Raw genomic sequence first — 16,874 nt, 5'->3', positions numbered from 1 at the left:
TTACGCACCTCCAAATTCGTTTTTATGATAAGAATCAGGTGATACACATATTATGTTAGTGTTTATACTTATGAAGTTACATATATATTAACCTATCAACTTCTGTTTTGTAAACGCTTTATTTCAAATAAAAAGAAATTCATAAACTACGCATAACGCTATACATACAAAAAGGAGCCCGCAGGCTCCTTCCTTGTTAAATCAGCATATTAAACAGATCTTCGTTTTTGTTCAATTCCGTATATTTGAGCCCCTTGCGGTTCATTCGTTCAATCAAAGGAAGATAGTCTTCCTTGTGAAACAGCTCAATGCCAACCAGCGCCGGGCCATTCTCCTTGTCGTTCTTTTTCGTATACTCAAACCTTGTTATATCATCGTCCGGTCCAAGCACATCCTGAAGAAACTCACGCAGCGCTCCTGCTCTTTGCGGGAAATTTACCATAAAATAATACTTCAGTCCTTCGTAAATCAGGGACCGTTCCTTAATCTCCTGCATACGGTCAATATCGTTGTTGCCACCGCTGACGATGCAGACAACCGTTTTGCCCTGAATCTGTTCACGATACATATCCAATGCTGCTACAGGCAACGAACCCGCAGGCTCCACAACAATCGCATTTTCATTATACAATTCCAAAATCGCAGTACACGCCTTACCTTCCGGTACCTTCACAATATCGTCCAGGGTACGTGTACAAATGTCATACGTTAACTGACCGACACGCTTAACAGCGGCTCCGTCAACGAACTTGTCTATTTGCTCCAGCGTAACCACCTTGTTCAAACGCATCGCTTCCGTCATCGACGCCGCGCCAAGCGGTTCTACGCCAATTACCTTAGTGGAGGGACTGACCGTTTTGAAATACGTGCCTACGCCTGCCGCCAAACCGCCACCGCCAATGGTTACGAACACATAATCCGCTGGCGTATCCAAGCTTTCCATTACTTCCATCGCAATCGTACCGTTGCCCGCTATAATTTTCGGCTGGTCAAACGGATGGATAAAGGTCATCTCCTGCTCACTGCACACCTTTATCGCCTCATCGTATGCATCGTCGAACGTATCCCCGGTCAAAATGACCTCCACACTGTTGCCGCCAAAGCGACGAACCTGCTTCACCTTCTGATTAGGCGTTGTGCTCGGCATGAATATTTTACCGTGAATGCCCAGCGCATTACATGAAAAAGCCACACCTTGCGCATGATTCCCCGCACTCGCACACACGATACCCTTTTCCATCTGCTCGGGAGTCAGGCTGCGAATCATGTTGTAGGCTCCACGGATTTTAAAGGAACGCACAACCTGGAGATCCTCTCTCTTCAGATACACGTTACAGTTATATTTGGCCGACAGGACGGCATCCCGCTGCAAAGGTGTACGTACAATCACCTCACGCAACATATGATGCGCCCGTACAATATCCTCCATGCTGACGGTTGACGCCATCGGGGTCGGATCGATTTTCTGGGTTTCTGTTGGTTCCATAGGTTCTCCACGCTCCGCCTGAATATTTCTGTATTTGAAATCTTTCAAATATCATACCACGTTTACCTATAGCTTGTGCAGGTCATAGAGCATGAAAATGAGAATGAAAATCAATTATATTCAAAAAAAAGCAGACCGGGATGATTCCCGACCTGCTTTTCCTGACGTTAGAGCATAACTGCAATTTATCCTTTTACCCCGCCTGCGGTCATTCCCTCAATAAAGTAACGCTGGAAGAACAGGAACACAACGAGAATTGGCAAAATAGCCAGCACCGACCCGGCGATCAGCACATCATAATTATTACCATACGGCGTCAGCAGACTGGACAGACCAATCGGCAGCGTCAGCATGTCGTTGGTGCGAAGTACAATCATCGGCCACAGGAAGTTATTCCAACTGTTCATCGCCTGCAAAATAGCCATTGCCGCGAATGCGGGCGCCATTAGAGGCATCATAATCCGCACGAAAATGCCATACTCCGAACAGCCGTCAACCCGTGCAGCATCCATAAAATCCTTCGGCACCCCGCTCAAATATTGACGGAAGAAAAAGATCGGAATCGGCGCGACAACAAATGGCAGAATGACGCCCCATACCGTATTGATCAGCTTCATGCCGATCATCAGCTTATAGAGTGGAAGCATAATAATTTCTACTGGAATCATCATCACGACCAGTACGAGCGTAAAAATCACATTTTTCAGTTTGAAACGATACATTTCCAGTCCATAGCCCACCATGGCGGACAATATCAGACATAGCACCGTAAATAGGACGGTAATCACAACGCTGTTCCAGTACCATTGAAAATAATCCGTCGTCCCCTGAAAGATGAACGCGTAATTTTTCAAGGACATGATGCTCCACTCCAGCTTGAGATTCAAGCCGTACCGCAGCAGCTCCGTCGATGGCTTGAAGGAGGCAAGCGTCACGGCAAATAGCGGAAACAGGGCAAACCCTGCAAACAGGATGAACAGAACAACGAGCAGTGCGGATAACGGGCCTTTTTGCTTCTGAACCATCGCTTAGTCCTCCTTCCGAAACAAGCCGAAAAATTTGAGCTGGACCAGGTTCAGCAGCAGCGTAAATACGAGCAATACAATGCCTACTGCGGCTCCGAAGCCCATACTGTTTTGCTCCAGACCTTGACGGTACAGATAACCGACAATCGTTAAGCCGATATCATTCGGAGAGTTGTTCCCGTTCCACAGCATGTAGCTCTCCGTAAACATTGACAACCCCGCATAAATACTAATCGTAAATACGTAGATCGTCACTGGTTTTAGCATCGGAATCGTAATCCGCCAAAAGGAATCAAAGCGACTGGCTCCATCAATCTGTGCGGCTTCATACAGCTCGGGGGGAATGTTTTGCAGTCCCGACATGTAATACAGCATGTTCACGCCCAGCCATCTCCACAAGGCCAGTACGATCAACGCTAAAAATCCGGTGTTGGCGTTCATCAGCCATTTGTACGGCTCCAGACCGAACACACCCAGCAAGGAATTCATCAGCGAGCCGTCCAATTCCCCGAACATGAGCCGGAAAATCGTTCCCGCGACCACCACCGAGGTCAGTGCAGGTATAAACATCACCGAGCGAAACAGTCCTCTGCCCGGCATTTTAGGCGAATTCAGCAATACCGCCAGCACCAGCGGCAGCGGAATCAGCACCACCAGCGTAAGCAGGGTATACAGAACGCTGTTCAGAATCGCTTTTCCAAACGTGGGATTGATCAAATCTTTATAATTTTCCAGTCCGACATACGTCGTTATGCCAGGCAGCACTTCCTGAAAGCTCATAATGACCGTTGAGATGACCGGATAGGCAAAAAACAGTGCAAAGGACAGGACAAACGGAAGTACAAACACATACGGCGCCGTGCGGCTGGAATGAATAAAGCGGCTCCATCGGCTTCTGGTCGGACGCTGAGGCTTCGGCGGCTGACCTGTCGGTACATTTGCGTTCGTATGAACGGGCGTTGCCATGAATCTCACTCCCTTTCCTGTTGAGGTCTATCTCAATTCATCTGCCAGCTCATGCAGCACCGTGGCCGGATCCTCACCATTCAGCAGTGTTCGGTAAAGTATTTTATTGCGCACTGCACTGGCGATATCAGGTGTTTTCGGTCCGATATGCACCGCATTAATTTCATCTTTTACCTCAATGAGCGTATCAAAAATATTCGTTCCGAAATAATCCGTAAACTTATTCTTCGCTTTGACTTCCGGCATCGTCCATACTTCACTGCGGATCGGATCAAAGCCAAGCTGCTTCCAAATCTCTACATTCCCTTGCTTGGACAGCTTGGCAAAAGCCAGAAAACGCATCGCCAGATCCTGGTGCTTCGATTGGTTCGTGACCACCGTGCCCGTTCCGCCCATCCCCGCTGACCGAGAGCCGCCTTTTTCCCACGCTGGCAACGGTCGGATGATGATTTTCCCTTTCAGGTCAGGCATGTAATCCGTAAAACGTCCCATATACCACATCGGCATCCACACCGAAGCGGCCCCTCCTTTGTTCATAAACCCGTAGTATTCCTCCATATGGTGTCCGCCGCCCGGCGCGGGAATAGCGATTTTGTCCTTCACCATCTGCTGGAGAAATTCGAGCGTTTTAATATTCGTTTCGTTATCCAGCGTCAGTTCACCCTTGTCATCCAAGAAATCCGATTTTTGCTGGGAGATCATCGGCCAGTAATTCCACAGGTCATTCGTTTCCACGGTCGCCATCGGCTTGCCCGTCTTCGCCAGCACTTGCTTGCCCGCCGCAGCATAATCTGCCCACGTTACGATAGAATCCGGGTTTACCCCCGCCTGATCCAAAATTTCTTTATTGTAATACATCACTTCGGCTCCGACATGAAAATCAATGCCGTAATACTTACCGTCTTTACCGTAAATTTGCACTCTGGAGGGCACGATATTTTTCAGCTCCGGGTCAATTACCGGATTGAGCGGAACCAGTTGCGGTATCCCTTTGAGGAAATTACCGATCTTGTTCACCTCAATATCCGCGATATCCGGCGCGCCCACCCCTGATTGCAACGCAATCGACAGCTTGCTGTGGTGGTTATCATAAGGGAATGTATTCGCTTTCAAAACAATCGGTTCATCAGGGTGCAGTTGGTTCCATTGGTCAGCCATTTGCAGAAAAAACTTCTCATGCAGTTCATTAAACGTCCACAATACCAGTTCTGTTCCCGGCCCATCCTTTTCGTCGGCCTTGCCAGAACAGCCTTGCAGCAGTCCAGCCAGCAGAACCACCGCCATGAGCATCAACGCCATGCTTTTTCTTCGCAGCAGCATATCCTTCCCCCTTCGCATGATGAAAAGATGATTCCTTAAAATGATTGCGCTTTCTTTTCTATTTAACATCAAGCCAAATTAGTTTACAAGAACATTATTTATAAAAAATTCATTTTTAGCGCAAAACTAGCGCCTACATTGCATTATAGGGGGAAAATGAATTGAATGGGGCTATGATGATTTTTGCATAAAAAACGACCCAACTCGAATTGAAACTCGGAGCTGGGTCGCGTTTTTTTTAACTACTCTTGAGAATGTGCTGCTTCGTCCTTCACTTCTGCTCGAAACGATCTAATACTTTCTTTACGGCGGTTATTTTTTTCTTCGATTTGCTTACGCTCCTCATCACTGATTTCAGAGGAAAATTCGTTCAGATACCCTTCAGCTTCATGCAGGTTCTGCTGTGTATTCTGAATACTTTGTTGCAAATGTTCAACATTGTCGGCTCGATTATCTGGTTTTGCCATTTCGCTTGTCGCCTCCTAATCATGGAATCGCTCACTGGAGCGCTAATCAGTAGCTTGAACGCTATCGGATCATTTTATGCATTAAAATGCTTCCCAAACCACTTTCCTGCGGCTTCGGCCTCGGTACGGGTCAATTGGTGCCCGTTGCGTTCCCAGTGCGCATCTACCTGCGCGCCTGCGCCTTCCAGCAAGGTTTGCAGCTCACGGGATTCCGCAACCGGAACAATCGGGTCATTTTCGCCGGAAGACAGAAATACAGGAACACCATTCAAGTCTGGCAGATTCAGCCCACGCAGCGGCACCATCGCATGGTGCAGAATAGCTCCGCGCAGCGCCTTGGCATCGTGAAAGAGCATGCTGGCCGCTATGTTCGCTCCGTTGGAATAGCCAAGAGCCACAACGTTGTTGCGGTCAAAATCGTACTGCTCCGCAGCCGTATCCACAAATTCACTCAGTTCCTTGGTACGGATTACGAGATCCTCGATGTCGAACACCCCCTCTGCCAAACGGCGGAAGAAACGCGGCATGCCATTTTCCAACACATTTCCCCTTACGCCTAACACAGACGCCCCCGGTGCTACCAAATCAGCCAAAGGGATCAGGTCTTGTTCGTTCCCACCTGTCCCGTGCAACAGCAAAATAACCGGGGCCTGCGGATGACTTCCTTTACGGAATACGTGTTTCATGTATATCCTCCTCCAAATTTTATTTTAAATTAAGAATCTTATTTTTAACATAAATGAATTATAGCGAACTTCCCGACCTTTTACAAACAAAATCAGCAAACCAGCTCTAAACCTTTTTTCTAAAATAATGTAATGATCCGTTGACATATATCATAGCTCTATTTTACTATTGTATTAGATATTTAGAATATTATCTAAATATCTAAAGGAGGAAGTGGATTTTGAATGATGCGTTCAAAGCTTTAGCTGATCCGACCCGGCGTAAAATATTACAGCTTTTAAAAGAAGAAAGCATGAGCGCAGGCGAAGTGGCTGAGCATTTTCAAATCAGCAAGCCTAGCATCTCCCACCATCTGAATATCCTGAAGCAAGCAGGGCTGGTGCTGGATGAGCGACAGGGGCAAAACATTATTTACACCCTTCACACGACGGTTGTCGCGGATGTCATCGGTTGGATGTTCAGCATAGCCCGTTCCGATGCCCCTGCGAAAAAAAATTCAAATGACATCAAGGATACGGAGGGACTGGAATGAAATTTCGTGTAAGCTGGAGTTTTACGGATGTTTTGACCACTTTGATCGCCTTGTCACCCGCTATAGGTGCTTTGTTAATGTACGACCGACTGCCCGAAACCATAGCTTCTCATTTTAGCTTTAACAATACACCGGACAGGTATATGGGTAAAAATGGTGCTATCGTCATGCTAGTGCTGATAGGCCTGGTACCACTATTGATCCGGTTAGCCCGCTACATGGACCCGAATCGAGCGAATTACCAGAAATTTTCTAAAGCCTACGAAGTAACGCGTACAGGTATTTCGGTAGTTCTCGCTGTGGCGGGCTGGGGCATGCTGCTGTATAGCCTGAACATCTCCTTTCAAATGAATACTATAATTTGCGGGTTGATAGGCCTGATGCTGCTGGTGCTCGGTAATTATTTGACTCAGGTACAGCCAAACTATACCTTCGGTATCCGCACGCCGTGGACTTTGTCCAACCCGGAGGTATGGCGTAAAACGCACCGTTTTGGCGGCCCTATGATGATGCTCGGTGGTGCTTCGGGTTTGGTGGCGGCATGGGTCGGCGGAGTGGCGGGAACGGTCATTTTTCTCACTGGACTGGCTATATCCGTCGTCGCCCCCATACTCTATTCCTTCCTCCTGCATCGCAAATTAAATCAAAAGTAGGCATGCAGGACGTAGTAACTCTGTCCAGACGGACAAAAGCGTATGAGATAATCCCAATGCATAAATAAACAAAGAACCTCCAAAACCACGACACACGTGGAATTGAAGGTTCTTTTTCATTCTACAACTAGAACAACAGCTTATCGGGATGGGTGCCTACACGTTCATCCAGATGAAGACCATTGATTCGGTTAATATCCTCTTCCGTCAGTTCAAAATCGAACAGATCGGCATTTTCGCGGATACGATGCGCGGTTACAGATTTGGGAATCGTCACGATACCCCGATCCAGATGCCAGCGCAAAATAACCTGCGACGAGGTTTTGCCGTATTTTGCAGCAATCTCAACGATATCCGCTTGCTCGGTCAATTTACCCTTCATCAGTGGGCTCCAGGATTCAAGCTGAATCTGGTGCTCTCGGCAGTATTGATGCAGCTCTTGCTGTGTCAGACGCGGGTGAAGCTCCACTTGGTTGATGACAGGTACGATATTGCTGTCTTTCAGGAGGTTTTCGAGGTGGTGAACTTGGAAGTTGCTTACTCCGATGGCGCGTACGCTTCCTTCTTCATACAGGCGTTCAAATGCCTTCCAGGTTTCCTTGTACTTGTCCTTGCCAGGCCAATGAATGAGATACAGATCAATGATGTCCAGACCCAGCCGCTTGCGGCTTTCCTCGAAGGCACGCAGGGTTGAATCGTAGCCCTGATCCTGGTTCCACAGCTTTGTGGTAACAAACAGACTTTCTCTGTCCGCCCCACTGTCGCGAATGGCTTGTCCAACCAGGTCCTCATTGCCGTAAATCGCCGCTGTATCAATGCTGCGGTAACCAGCATCTATGGCTATTTTGACCGCTTCGTAAACCTCATTGCCTTCCGCCTTGTACGTACCAAAACCCAGCCAAGGCATCTGAACTCCGTTATTCAGTACAGTTGTATCCGCAATGTTCCCCATGTCTATCTCCTCCTGTTCCTGATTATGATTTAGAAAACGGGCTAATTACAGCTTGGTTGCATCCTGAAAAGCATTCACTTGAAGCGGAGCGGCCAGCAATTCTTTAGCTGCGGCAACAAATGCCTGGAAATGGGCAGACTTGTTATGGAAGTCTACAGCAGCAGCATCCTTCCACTCTTCAACCATGGTAAAAGCGTTGGGATCATTCAGATCCTGCATCAGCGTGTAGCGTACATTACCTTCTTCAGCTTGTGAAGCGCTGAGCAATCCCTGGGTTTGTTGCAGAAAAGCCTCTCTTTTTTCAGGTAAAACTTTCATATCAGCATGAATAATAATCATGATATCGTCCTCCTCACATTATGTAACTATTTCTATTATAGACCATTATTCCGGCAGATTAAAAGTGCGACCGTTCCTGTAATACAGTAAAATGGATCGTGTTGGAGAGAAAATCAGGCGATCGGCCCCTCCCATATCTTGCTTGACGGCGGTGAATGCACGTGCGTTTTTCAGACAAAACTAATCCTTTTCATATCCCTTTTAGTGCTGGTGGTCACCGGGCTGTTGGGAACACAAGCAAAAAGGCAACGGGTAGGGGTTACATTTTCACCTGTACACCAATGCGCTGATTGATTTCTTTTCTGAACGATTCATCACGCAGTAGCCGTTCTTTAAATTCATTCATCATATTTTGTAAGGAGGCATTCGTGAACGGGTCCAGGTCCTTAAAGAAGACCGCCATTTCTGTCGAATGTCCTTCCTTGTCCGTCGCATACATGGCCAGGGTGAGGACATACTCGGTAGATCCGCCCTTTTGCCCGGAATGGTGCAGCCATTTCTGATTTTCCGGATGATCCATCAGCGGTTCCATGACCTCAGACAATAATTTTTGCTCGGCTTTAGTAAAGCCTTGACGGCTATTCAGCTTACTCATCAAGGACGCATAGTCCGCTGTCGTCGAAGCTATAAAACGTTCCGTGTTCATTCGATCAAACTCCCGATTATACCATGTCGCGATAGCGGCATTTCTCTTATAAGAACCGCTCGTATCACGAGCCAGCTTGTTATGTATCATCTGGGCATGTTGGCGGAACTCCGCATCAGGCATCGCTCGAACGTCTGCTTTGGCAGAATTGCTATACTTTGCACCATCCCACGCCCGTCCCTGGGTCTCTCTCATCCATTCATAAGGAATCAGAATGGAAGATACAAATGGATAAATCGGATCATGATCTTGGAGTCCCAGGTCAGATTTTGTTTGGTTAATCTGTTCCAAGCCCAGTCTGTCCATTAAATACTCGGTATTGGCATTGGAGCTAAACCGAATCATCCCTTTAGCGACTTCGCGCATAGACACGGTTCCATTCTTCAACTGTCCTTTGGCTTCCATATCCTTCAACCATGCCGGATGTGCGCCACCATTCAGACCTGGTAGATAGAATCGCTCCAGCGCAGTCAGCTTGATCCGTTCATCCGGGTTGATTGTACCTGCCGCCGCCTGCTTGGCATATTCCACCGCAATGACCGTCTTGACCGTACTCGCCAAGGGCATCATCCGGTTCTCCTCACGGCCTGCCAGCTTCTTTCCATCCCTCAGAATCGTAATGGATGCTTTCTCTGGATGTTCCTCTAAAAAGCGCAGCACGCGATGAGCGCTATCCTGCTCAATCGTTTCCTCCTTAGCGTCAGCTACAATGGCAGTTGCGGGCCGAACAGTATCCGAGGTATTAGCCATTCTGTCCTGCATCGATGATGGCAATCCCACGACCATACCAATCACGATGAGTACCGCAGCCAAGCCCACCGCTTTGATCACAAGCTGCTTTCGTTTCACTATATACCTCCCCCCGTATGCACTCAGCACACAGGTTTATTTTCCCATTTTTACACTCCAGTTTCTATTGTAAACGAAAACAAAGCACAAAAAGTTTCATTACATGTCACATTTGAAAATAAATTCAAAAAGGAGAGCCTTCCTGCATATAACACAGGTTGACTCTCCTTTACTAGCCTTCCACCCTTACGCTGGATGTGGTACTTCTGTTCCGTTTAGGATCAGGTGCATGCGAATCTCCGCTTTTAAGGAATCGGATACGGCACAATATTTTTCCTTCCCCATCTGAATCGCTTTCCACACGCGGTAATCCGGAACATCGCCATCTACGTGGAACGTCAGATCAATCGCTGTAAAACCCTTCGGCATTTCATCCTTGCGCGTACCTTCTGCGTCAATATCAATACGGGTAATGTCCGACAGGAAGCGATCCAGAATCATCGTAATATCAATGCCAATACATCCCGCCAGACCCGCCAGCAGCAGTTCCATCGGTGTCATACCTTTGCCGTCGCCGCCATAAGCTGCCGTAGCATCCATCCCAACAGTATAACCGGACGGTCCCTCCGAAGTAAACGCGCGTTTGCCATGCCAAGTTGTAGATACTTTCATGCTCAAAGGCCTTCTTTCCATCTTAATAATGTATGATCTATTCTTATTCTCGCTTCAAAACTCACTAATTTGACGTAAAAATTTCTGCGTTCTCTCATGCTGGGGAGCCTCGAAAAATGCCTGTGGCGCAGCCTCCTCCAAAATCACACCGTCCGCCATAAATATAACCTTGTCCGCCACCTCGCGGGCAAATTTCATCTCATGAGTGACGACAACCATCGTCATCCCGTCCTGGGCCAGCTCCCGCATTACGCTCAGCACTTCCCCGACCAGCTCGGGATCGAGCGCCGATGTCGGCTCGTCGAACAGCATAATCGCCGGGTCCATCGCCAGCGCGCGCGCAATAGCTACCCGCTGCTGCTGTCCACCGGACAAACGCGCAGGATGTACATCCTGCTTGTCCGACAACCCCACACGCTCCAGCAGCCGCTGTCCGATGGACATGGCCTTGTCGCGGGGCATTTTTTTCACTGTTAGCAGTCCTTCAATGACATTGCCGATTGCTGTTTTGTGCGGATACAGATTGAATTGCTGAAATACCATCCCCGTCTGTCTGCGAATATCACGAATGGCTGCTTGCCGGGTACGAAGAGGAGCCGTAGCATTTACCTCTATCCCGTTTACCTCAAACTTGCCGGAAGACAATTCCTCCAGACCGTTCAGGCAGCGCAGCAAGGTGCTTTTACCCGAACCACTTGGGCCGAGCAACACGACGATTTCACGCGCGGCCACCTGAAAATCAATGCTTTTTAACACTTCCACCTGACCGAAGCGTTTACCCAAACCGCTTGTTGTTATCATTCTCTATCATCTCCACCTTAATAAGCTCGAGCCAGACGCTTTTCCACCCGCTCCAGTATAGCGGAGAACCCAATGCTCATAATCCAGTACATGATGCCAATTTCGAGCAGAAACGGCATATAGCGCAGATACTGTGCCTGTAAAAGCTGTGCCTGACGCATCAGCTCACTTACCCCAATCACCGAAACGAGCGACGTTTCCTTAAGCATACCGACAAATGTATTGCCCATCGGCGGAATCGCAATTCGCACGGCCTGCGGAAGAATGATGCGCCGCATCGTTTGGCCCGGTGACATTCCGGTTGCATAGGCCGCCTCGGTTTGACCCTTTGGCACTGCTAAAATAGCCCCACGGAACGTCTCCGATAAATACGCCCCTGTATTGATACTCAGTGCAAGACAAGCAGCCGTCAGCGAGCCGAACGATATCCCATAATCATCCAGTCCATAGTAAATGACTGCAATCTGCACCAAAACCGGCGTTCCCCGAATGATAGATACATAACTGCGCGCCAGCCAACGAACCGGACGATTTCCCTTCAATCGGGCGACTGCCACCACCAAACCGATCATGAGGCCAAAAAGCATGGAAACAATCGTAATATACAGCGTATAATAAGCGCCCTTCAATAAAAAAGGGACGTTCTCCCACATTAATTCAAGCATCGTATATATTCCCTTCTTTCAGACGAGTGGCCCCATGTCAGCATAAAAGCCAAGACCGGAGCCAGACGCCTGTAACAGGCTTTCGTTATTCTTTTGGCTCCTCGCCGAACCATTTTTTGAAAATCGTTTTATAGGTGCCATCTTCCTTCATTTCTTTCAAAGCCTTGTTTAAGGCTGCTTTAAGCTCAGGAGTATCCTTATTAATAGCCACACCCGCTTGATCGGATTTGATCGGCTCGCCTACCGCTTTAATCTGGAAGCCGTTTTTATCAACAATGGGCTTGAGCGCATACAGATTGTTGATTGTTGCGTCAATTCGACCAGAGTTCAGGTCCTTCAAGGAAGTGATGACATCATCATATGTTTTAATCTCAAAATCGCCGACCTTCGGCAGCACTTCGTTACGCAGATAGGACTCATCATTCGTTCCCAAGCCGACACCAATCGTTTTGCCTTTAAAATCCTCCAGCTTGGTAATATCGTTTGTTTTGTTGTTCACGATGATATTTACATTGTTGGTGATATACGGATCTGTGAAATCAATTACCTTTTCACGATCTGGCGTAATCGTCACCTGGCTAATCACCGCATCGAATTTCTTCTTTTGCAGACTTGGAATAAGTCCCGAAAATTCTTGTGCCGTGAACTCCGCTTTGACCCCGATACGCTTCGCCAATTCATTCGCAATATCAACATCAAACCCGTCCAATTCCTTTTTATCGTTCAAAAAATTGTACGGCTGGTACGTCCCCATCATTCCAACCTTGATCACACCAGCCTTCTTGATCGCTTCGAGCTCATTGCCCGCTGCCGCCTCATTGCTGCTGCCCGCTCCGTTGTTGTTGGCAGCTTCCGGTTTCGTTCCGCAAGCGCTCAGTACCAGACTGAACATGGCCAAAGCCATCAGTGTAGTTACCAGAAACCCTCTTTTACGTGTTTTCATGAATCGTTCTCTCCTGTCTGGATGTAAATGATTGAGTACATATGTGTATTTTGGCTCTATTATTCGCCTCTTACTGCCAATTCATGCGATGTGATCTCCCACCCGCCTATCCTTGACCCAACAGCCCGTAAAATTCAAAATTTGCCGCTTCTGCCGCCAATTGTTTAGCTGTTACCAGCGTAATGTTGTCATGTGTTCCCTCGGAACCGAATAGCCAACGTGTAATAATACCTTCGATCATACTCATGAGCAGGGCTGCTCGTAGTTCGACATCCAATCCAGCGGGGAGCATGTTCAGCTCTATCGCTCGCTCCATATTGCGCCGAAAGGCCCGTTCCATCGCGATTCTCGTCTCCCGAATGCTCTGGCGTACCGGTTCATCCACACCGCTGCCGATCAGGAGTAATCCCATCAGATAGCGGTTCTCCAATGCGAAATCAAACAGACGGACAAACAGCGCTTCGGACGCTTTAACCATATCAGCCAACGTACCTGCATCACGGCGGTATCCTTGTCCTATTGCTGCCAGCAGTTGCTCGCGGCCAGTAGCAATAATCTCCAGTGCCAGCGCTTCTTTGCTTTTAAAATGCCAATAAAACGTGCCTTGGGCCACTCCGGCCTCCACCACGATATCTGAAATCTTCGTTTGATGGTACCCTTGCTCGGCGAATCGCTTCAACGCAATGTGAAGAAGCTGCGTTCTGCGATCGGTTTCTGCTGTTTCTTCTCCCGCGTGATCAACCAATGGTTCATTCGCGGTAGTCTTGGACTGCTTCGCCTTCCGTGGCTGCATGGGTTTCCTCCTCCCGATTGATCAGTCAGTCAGTTTTGTATTTTTAATCCTATAGGATAAGTATACTTTTGTCAAACGGAAAAAAGAGAACCCCGTTGAGGTTCTCTTCATCTTGCAAATACACTACTGTAGCAGTGCTTTTGCCGCAATATCCGTACGGTTTTGCTTGCCTTCAAAGGTAATACGTGCCGCCTGCTCATACGCCTTGTCCCGCGCTTCGGCAATACCATGTCCCAAACCGACCACGCCCAACACACGTCCGCCGTTTGTTACCCACTCACCCTGTTCATTGATGCCTGTACCGGCATGGAACACAATAGCTTCGTCCGCCTGATCCAGTCCGTGGATTGGAACACCTTTGGCGTACGTTCCAGGATAGCCCCCGGAAGCCAACACCACACATACCGCCGCTTCATCCTTCCACTCGATCTCCACCTGATCCAGCGTGCCGTTCACCGCAGCGAGGAAAATATCGAGCAGATCAGATTTTAGCCGGGGCAGCACAACCTGAGTTTCCGGATCACCGAAGCGTGCGTTAAACTCAATCGTCTTCGGCTTGCCGTCCGGCGAAATCATCAATCCGGCAAATAAAACCCCACGGAACGGACGACCCTCAGCCACCATCGCTTTTGCCGTCGGCTTAATGATAGTCTCAAGGGCTTCCTCGATAATCGAATCCGCTACGTGCGGTAATGGGGAATACGTGCCCATTCCCCCGGTATTCGGCCCTTTGTCACCATCAAAAATAGGCTTATGATCTTGCGCCGCTGCCATCGGACGAACCGTTTCACCATCCACAAAGGAAAGAATCGACATTTCCTGTCCGGCTAGAAACTCCTCGATCACGACCTGCGCCCCGGCTTCTCCGAACACCTTCGCTACCATAATGTCGGATAAAGCCTTTTCCGCTTCCTCCATAGAGTATGCGACCGTTACCCCTTTGCCTGCTGCCAGTCCGTCCGCCTTAATGACCACAGGAATCGGCTGCTCCTTCAAATAGGCATGTGCTTCCTCATAGGTATAAAACTTCCGATAGGTTGCTGTCGGAATATGGTATTTGTGCAGCAGATCCTTCATGAAGATTTTGCTGCCTTCAATTTCTGCTGCATTTTTACGCGGTCCGAATACCGGAATGCCTTTCGCTTCAAAAGCATCCACAATACCGTCTGCCAACGGATCATCGGGGCCAACCACGACAAGTCCGACCTTTTTGGATTCCGCCAGCTCCGTCAACGCATCAAAATCACTCACCGGAATCGGCACGCACTCCGCCAACTGCCCGATCCCGGCATTGCCCGGCGCACAGTAGATTTGTCCGGCCTTGGGGCTTTTTTTCAGTGCCCACACAATCGCATGCTCACGGCCGCCCCCACCGATAACCAAAATATCCATTCAGGTGATTCCTCCCGCTCCCGTTATGGTGTCAAGATTTTGCAAAATTCGATTCCAGTCGCTCCAAAGTGCAGTATATAGACGAATAAAACCATTTCGATCTATATATTGTCAATTACAAGTCGCTTCTTAGATTTTTGCAAAATCCTCGTGTGAGAGAATGCTACTGCATTCTCAGCTAATACAAGCTAGTGCTTGAAATGACGCACGCCTGTGAAGACCATTGCAATGCCGTGTTCGTTAGCAACCTTGATGGATTCTTCGTCCTTGATGGAGCCCCCCGGCTGAATAACTGCCGTAATGCCTGCTTGGGCTGCCAGCTCCAGCGTATCGCCCATCGGGAAAAATGCGTCAGATGCCAGCACAGCACCTTTTGCTTTTTCTCCAGCCTGCTCGATAGCGATTTTAGCCGCTCCGACACGGTTCATTTGTCCTGCACCCACGCCAATAGTCATATTGTCTGCCGCCAGTACGATCGCATTGGACTTCACATGCTTAACGACTTTCCAGCTAAACAAAAGCTGTTTCAATTCTTCCTCGGATGGCGCACGCTCCGTCACTACGGTAAGCGCGTCCGGGTCTACAGCGTGAATGTCATTCTGCTGAACAACCATGCCGCCTTCAATGGAAGTCACTACGAAACGGCTTTCAGCCTCTTCAGACGGGGACAGCTCTCCCAGATCAAGCAAACGGATGTTTTTCTTTTTCGTCAAAATCTCTAGTGCTTCTTTTGTAAAGCCAGGCGCCTGTACAATTTCCAAAAAGATTTCGCTCAGCTTCTTCGCTGTATCGCCGTCAATAATTCGGTTAGCGGCTACGATGCCGCCAAAAATGGAAGTCGGGTCAGCCGCATACGCCTTGCTGTACGCTTCATAAATGCTGCTGCCGATTCCCACGCCACAAGGATTCATATGCTTAACGGCTACCACCGCAGGCTCGCTGAATTCTTTAACAATTTGCAGCGCTGCGTTAGCATCGTTGATATTATTGTAGGACAATTCCTTGCCGTGAAGCTGCTTCGCTGTCGTCAGTGTACCCTTCGCTGCCAACGGCTGACGGTAAAATGCTGCCTGCTGATGCGGATTTTCGCCATAGCGCAAATCCTGAATTTTTTCATAGGTAACCGTATAACGTTCAGGCAAAGGCTCGCCCGTCACATTCGACAAATAATCGGAGATGAGCGCGTCGTATGATGCGGTATGACGGAAAACCTTTGCAGCCAAACGCTTACGAGTGTTCAGCTCGGTATCGCCATCCTTGCGGATTTCCTCCAGCACTGTACTATAATCGTCCGCATCCACCACTACACTTACGAATGCATGGTTTTTCGCCGCAGAACGCAGCATGGTTGGGCCGCCGATGTCGATATTTTCAATCGCGTCCTCATAGGTTACACCGGGTTTGGCGATCGTTTCCGCAAAAGGATACAGATTCACAACGACCAGATCAATATAATCCAGTCCAAGCTCCTTCATCTGACGCTGATGCTCCTCATTATCCCGAACAGCCAGCAGTCCGCTGTGTACCGCAGGATGGAGGGTTTTAACACGTCCGTCCATAATTTCAGGAAAGCCTGTTACCTCTGAAATGCCGATGACAGGAATACCCTCCTTCGACAACAAGCTGCTCGTTCCCCCTGTCGAAACGATCTCCACACCCAATTTGGACAACTCGCGGCAAAATTCCACGATCCCTCGTTTATCTGATACGCTGACGAGCGCTCTTTTAATACTCACCATTTCTCCT

General features: G+C 48.5%; 17 protein-coding genes and 1 pseudogene. 2 read left to right on the top strand and 16 right to left on the bottom strand.

Features of this window, described 5'->3' with window-relative positions:
* Nucleotides 1-196 precede the first annotated feature (196 nt).
* From ilvA to HPL003_RS11735, 6 genes and pseudogenes are all read right to left on the bottom strand, one after another.
* Entirely contained in the window at nucleotides 197-1,486 is a 1,290-nt protein-coding gene (ilvA, locus tag HPL003_RS11760; protein WP_014279866.1) for a threonine ammonia-lyase IlvA, read from the bottom strand.
* A 185-nt stretch (nucleotides 1,487-1,671) separates the two neighbouring features.
* Nucleotides 1,672-2,511 carry a carbohydrate ABC transporter permease gene (locus tag HPL003_RS11755; protein WP_014279865.1) on the bottom strand — a complete coding sequence of 280 codons (840 nt, stop codon included), beginning with the start codon at nucleotides 2,509-2,511 and terminating at the stop codon, nucleotides 1,672-1,674.
* Nucleotides 2,512-2,514: 3 nt separating this feature from the next.
* Entirely contained in the window at nucleotides 2,515-3,477 is a 963-nt protein-coding gene (locus tag HPL003_RS11750) for a carbohydrate ABC transporter permease (protein WP_014279864.1), read from the bottom strand.
* Between the two features lie 27 nt (nucleotides 3,478-3,504).
* On the bottom strand, nucleotides 3,505-4,797 hold the full coding sequence (locus HPL003_RS11745) for an ABC transporter substrate-binding protein (RefSeq protein ID WP_014279863.1): 1,293 nt from the start codon (nucleotides 4,795-4,797) through the stop codon (nucleotides 3,505-3,507).
* A gap of 242 nt (nucleotides 4,798-5,039) precedes the next feature.
* Nucleotides 5,040-5,264 (bottom strand): small acid-soluble spore protein Tlp, encoded by a 225-nt coding sequence (tlp, locus tag HPL003_RS11740; RefSeq protein WP_014279862.1) that lies wholly within the window; start codon nucleotides 5,262-5,264, stop codon nucleotides 5,040-5,042.
* 161 nt (nucleotides 5,265-5,425) lie between these two features.
* Nucleotides 5,426-5,950, bottom strand: a pseudogene (locus HPL003_RS11735) (alpha/beta hydrolase); the annotation flags it as partial.
* 221 nt (nucleotides 5,951-6,171) lie between these two features.
* Here HPL003_RS11735 and HPL003_RS11730 point away from each other — a divergent pair.
* A complete protein-coding gene (locus tag HPL003_RS11730) occupies nucleotides 6,172-6,483 on the top strand; it encodes an autorepressor SdpR family transcription factor (protein WP_014279860.1) in 312 nt (103 codons plus the stop codon).
* Nucleotides 6,480-7,136 (top strand): SdpI family protein, encoded by a 657-nt coding sequence (locus HPL003_RS11725; protein WP_014279859.1) that lies wholly within the window; start codon nucleotides 6,480-6,482, stop codon nucleotides 7,134-7,136. Before HPL003_RS11730 ends, HPL003_RS11725 begins: the two co-directional genes overlap by 4 nt.
* A 127-nt stretch (nucleotides 7,137-7,263) precedes the next feature.
* Here the strand turns inward: HPL003_RS11725 and HPL003_RS11720 are convergent, their stop codons facing one another.
* The 10 genes from HPL003_RS11720 to purH form a co-directional block, all read right to left on the bottom strand.
* Entirely contained in the window at nucleotides 7,264-8,088 is an 825-nt protein-coding gene (locus tag HPL003_RS11720) for an aldo/keto reductase (protein ID WP_014279858.1), read from the bottom strand.
* 45 nt (nucleotides 8,089-8,133) lie between these two features.
* Nucleotides 8,134-8,427, bottom strand: coding sequence for a putative quinol monooxygenase (locus HPL003_RS11715; protein ID WP_014279857.1), 294 nt, complete (start codon nucleotides 8,425-8,427; stop codon nucleotides 8,134-8,136).
* A 259-nt stretch (nucleotides 8,428-8,686) separates the two neighbouring features.
* Nucleotides 8,687-9,922, bottom strand: a complete 1,236-nt coding sequence (locus HPL003_RS11710; RefSeq protein WP_014279856.1) for a serine hydrolase — start codon at nucleotides 9,920-9,922, stop codon at nucleotides 8,687-8,689.
* A 186-nt stretch (nucleotides 9,923-10,108) separates the two neighbouring features.
* On the bottom strand, nucleotides 10,109-10,534 hold the full coding sequence (locus HPL003_RS11705) for an OsmC family protein (protein ID WP_014279855.1): 426 nt from the start codon (nucleotides 10,532-10,534) through the stop codon (nucleotides 10,109-10,111).
* Nucleotides 10,535-10,588: 54 nt separating this feature from the next.
* Complete coding sequence (locus tag HPL003_RS11700) at nucleotides 10,589-11,335, bottom strand: amino acid ABC transporter ATP-binding protein (protein WP_014279854.1); 747 nt, start codon at nucleotides 11,333-11,335, stop codon at nucleotides 10,589-10,591.
* 17 nt (nucleotides 11,336-11,352) lie between these two features.
* Nucleotides 11,353-12,000, bottom strand: coding sequence for an amino acid ABC transporter permease (locus HPL003_RS11695; protein ID WP_014279853.1), 648 nt, complete (start codon nucleotides 11,998-12,000; stop codon nucleotides 11,353-11,355).
* A gap of 85 nt (nucleotides 12,001-12,085) precedes the next feature.
* Nucleotides 12,086-12,943, bottom strand: a complete 858-nt coding sequence (locus tag HPL003_RS11690; protein ID WP_014279852.1) for a transporter substrate-binding domain-containing protein — start codon at nucleotides 12,941-12,943, stop codon at nucleotides 12,086-12,088.
* A 106-nt stretch (nucleotides 12,944-13,049) separates the two neighbouring features.
* Nucleotides 13,050-13,736: a TetR/AcrR family transcriptional regulator gene (locus HPL003_RS11685; protein ID WP_014279851.1), complete on the bottom strand. Its 687-nt coding sequence runs from the start codon at nucleotides 13,734-13,736 to the stop codon at nucleotides 13,050-13,052.
* A 123-nt stretch (nucleotides 13,737-13,859) separates the two neighbouring features.
* On the bottom strand, nucleotides 13,860-15,128 hold the full coding sequence (gene purD, locus HPL003_RS11680; protein ID WP_014279850.1) for a phosphoribosylamine--glycine ligase: 1,269 nt from the start codon (nucleotides 15,126-15,128) through the stop codon (nucleotides 13,860-13,862).
* Between the two features lie 188 nt (nucleotides 15,129-15,316).
* The gene (gene purH, locus HPL003_RS11675; RefSeq protein WP_014279849.1) at nucleotides 15,317-16,864 is read right to left on the bottom strand and encodes a bifunctional phosphoribosylaminoimidazolecarboxamide formyltransferase/IMP cyclohydrolase; all 1,548 of its coding nucleotides are present in this window, start codon (nucleotides 16,862-16,864) and stop codon (nucleotides 15,317-15,319) included.
* Between the last annotated feature and the right edge of the window lie 10 nt (nucleotides 16,865-16,874).

It is taken from the genome of Paenibacillus terrae HPL-003 (assembly GCF_000235585.1).
Taxonomy (GTDB): domain Bacteria; phylum Bacillota; class Bacilli; order Paenibacillales; family Paenibacillaceae; genus Paenibacillus; species Paenibacillus terrae_B.
The sequence above is the reverse complement of the archived record's forward strand: the minus strand, read 5'-3'. Positions and strand labels throughout refer to the sequence as shown.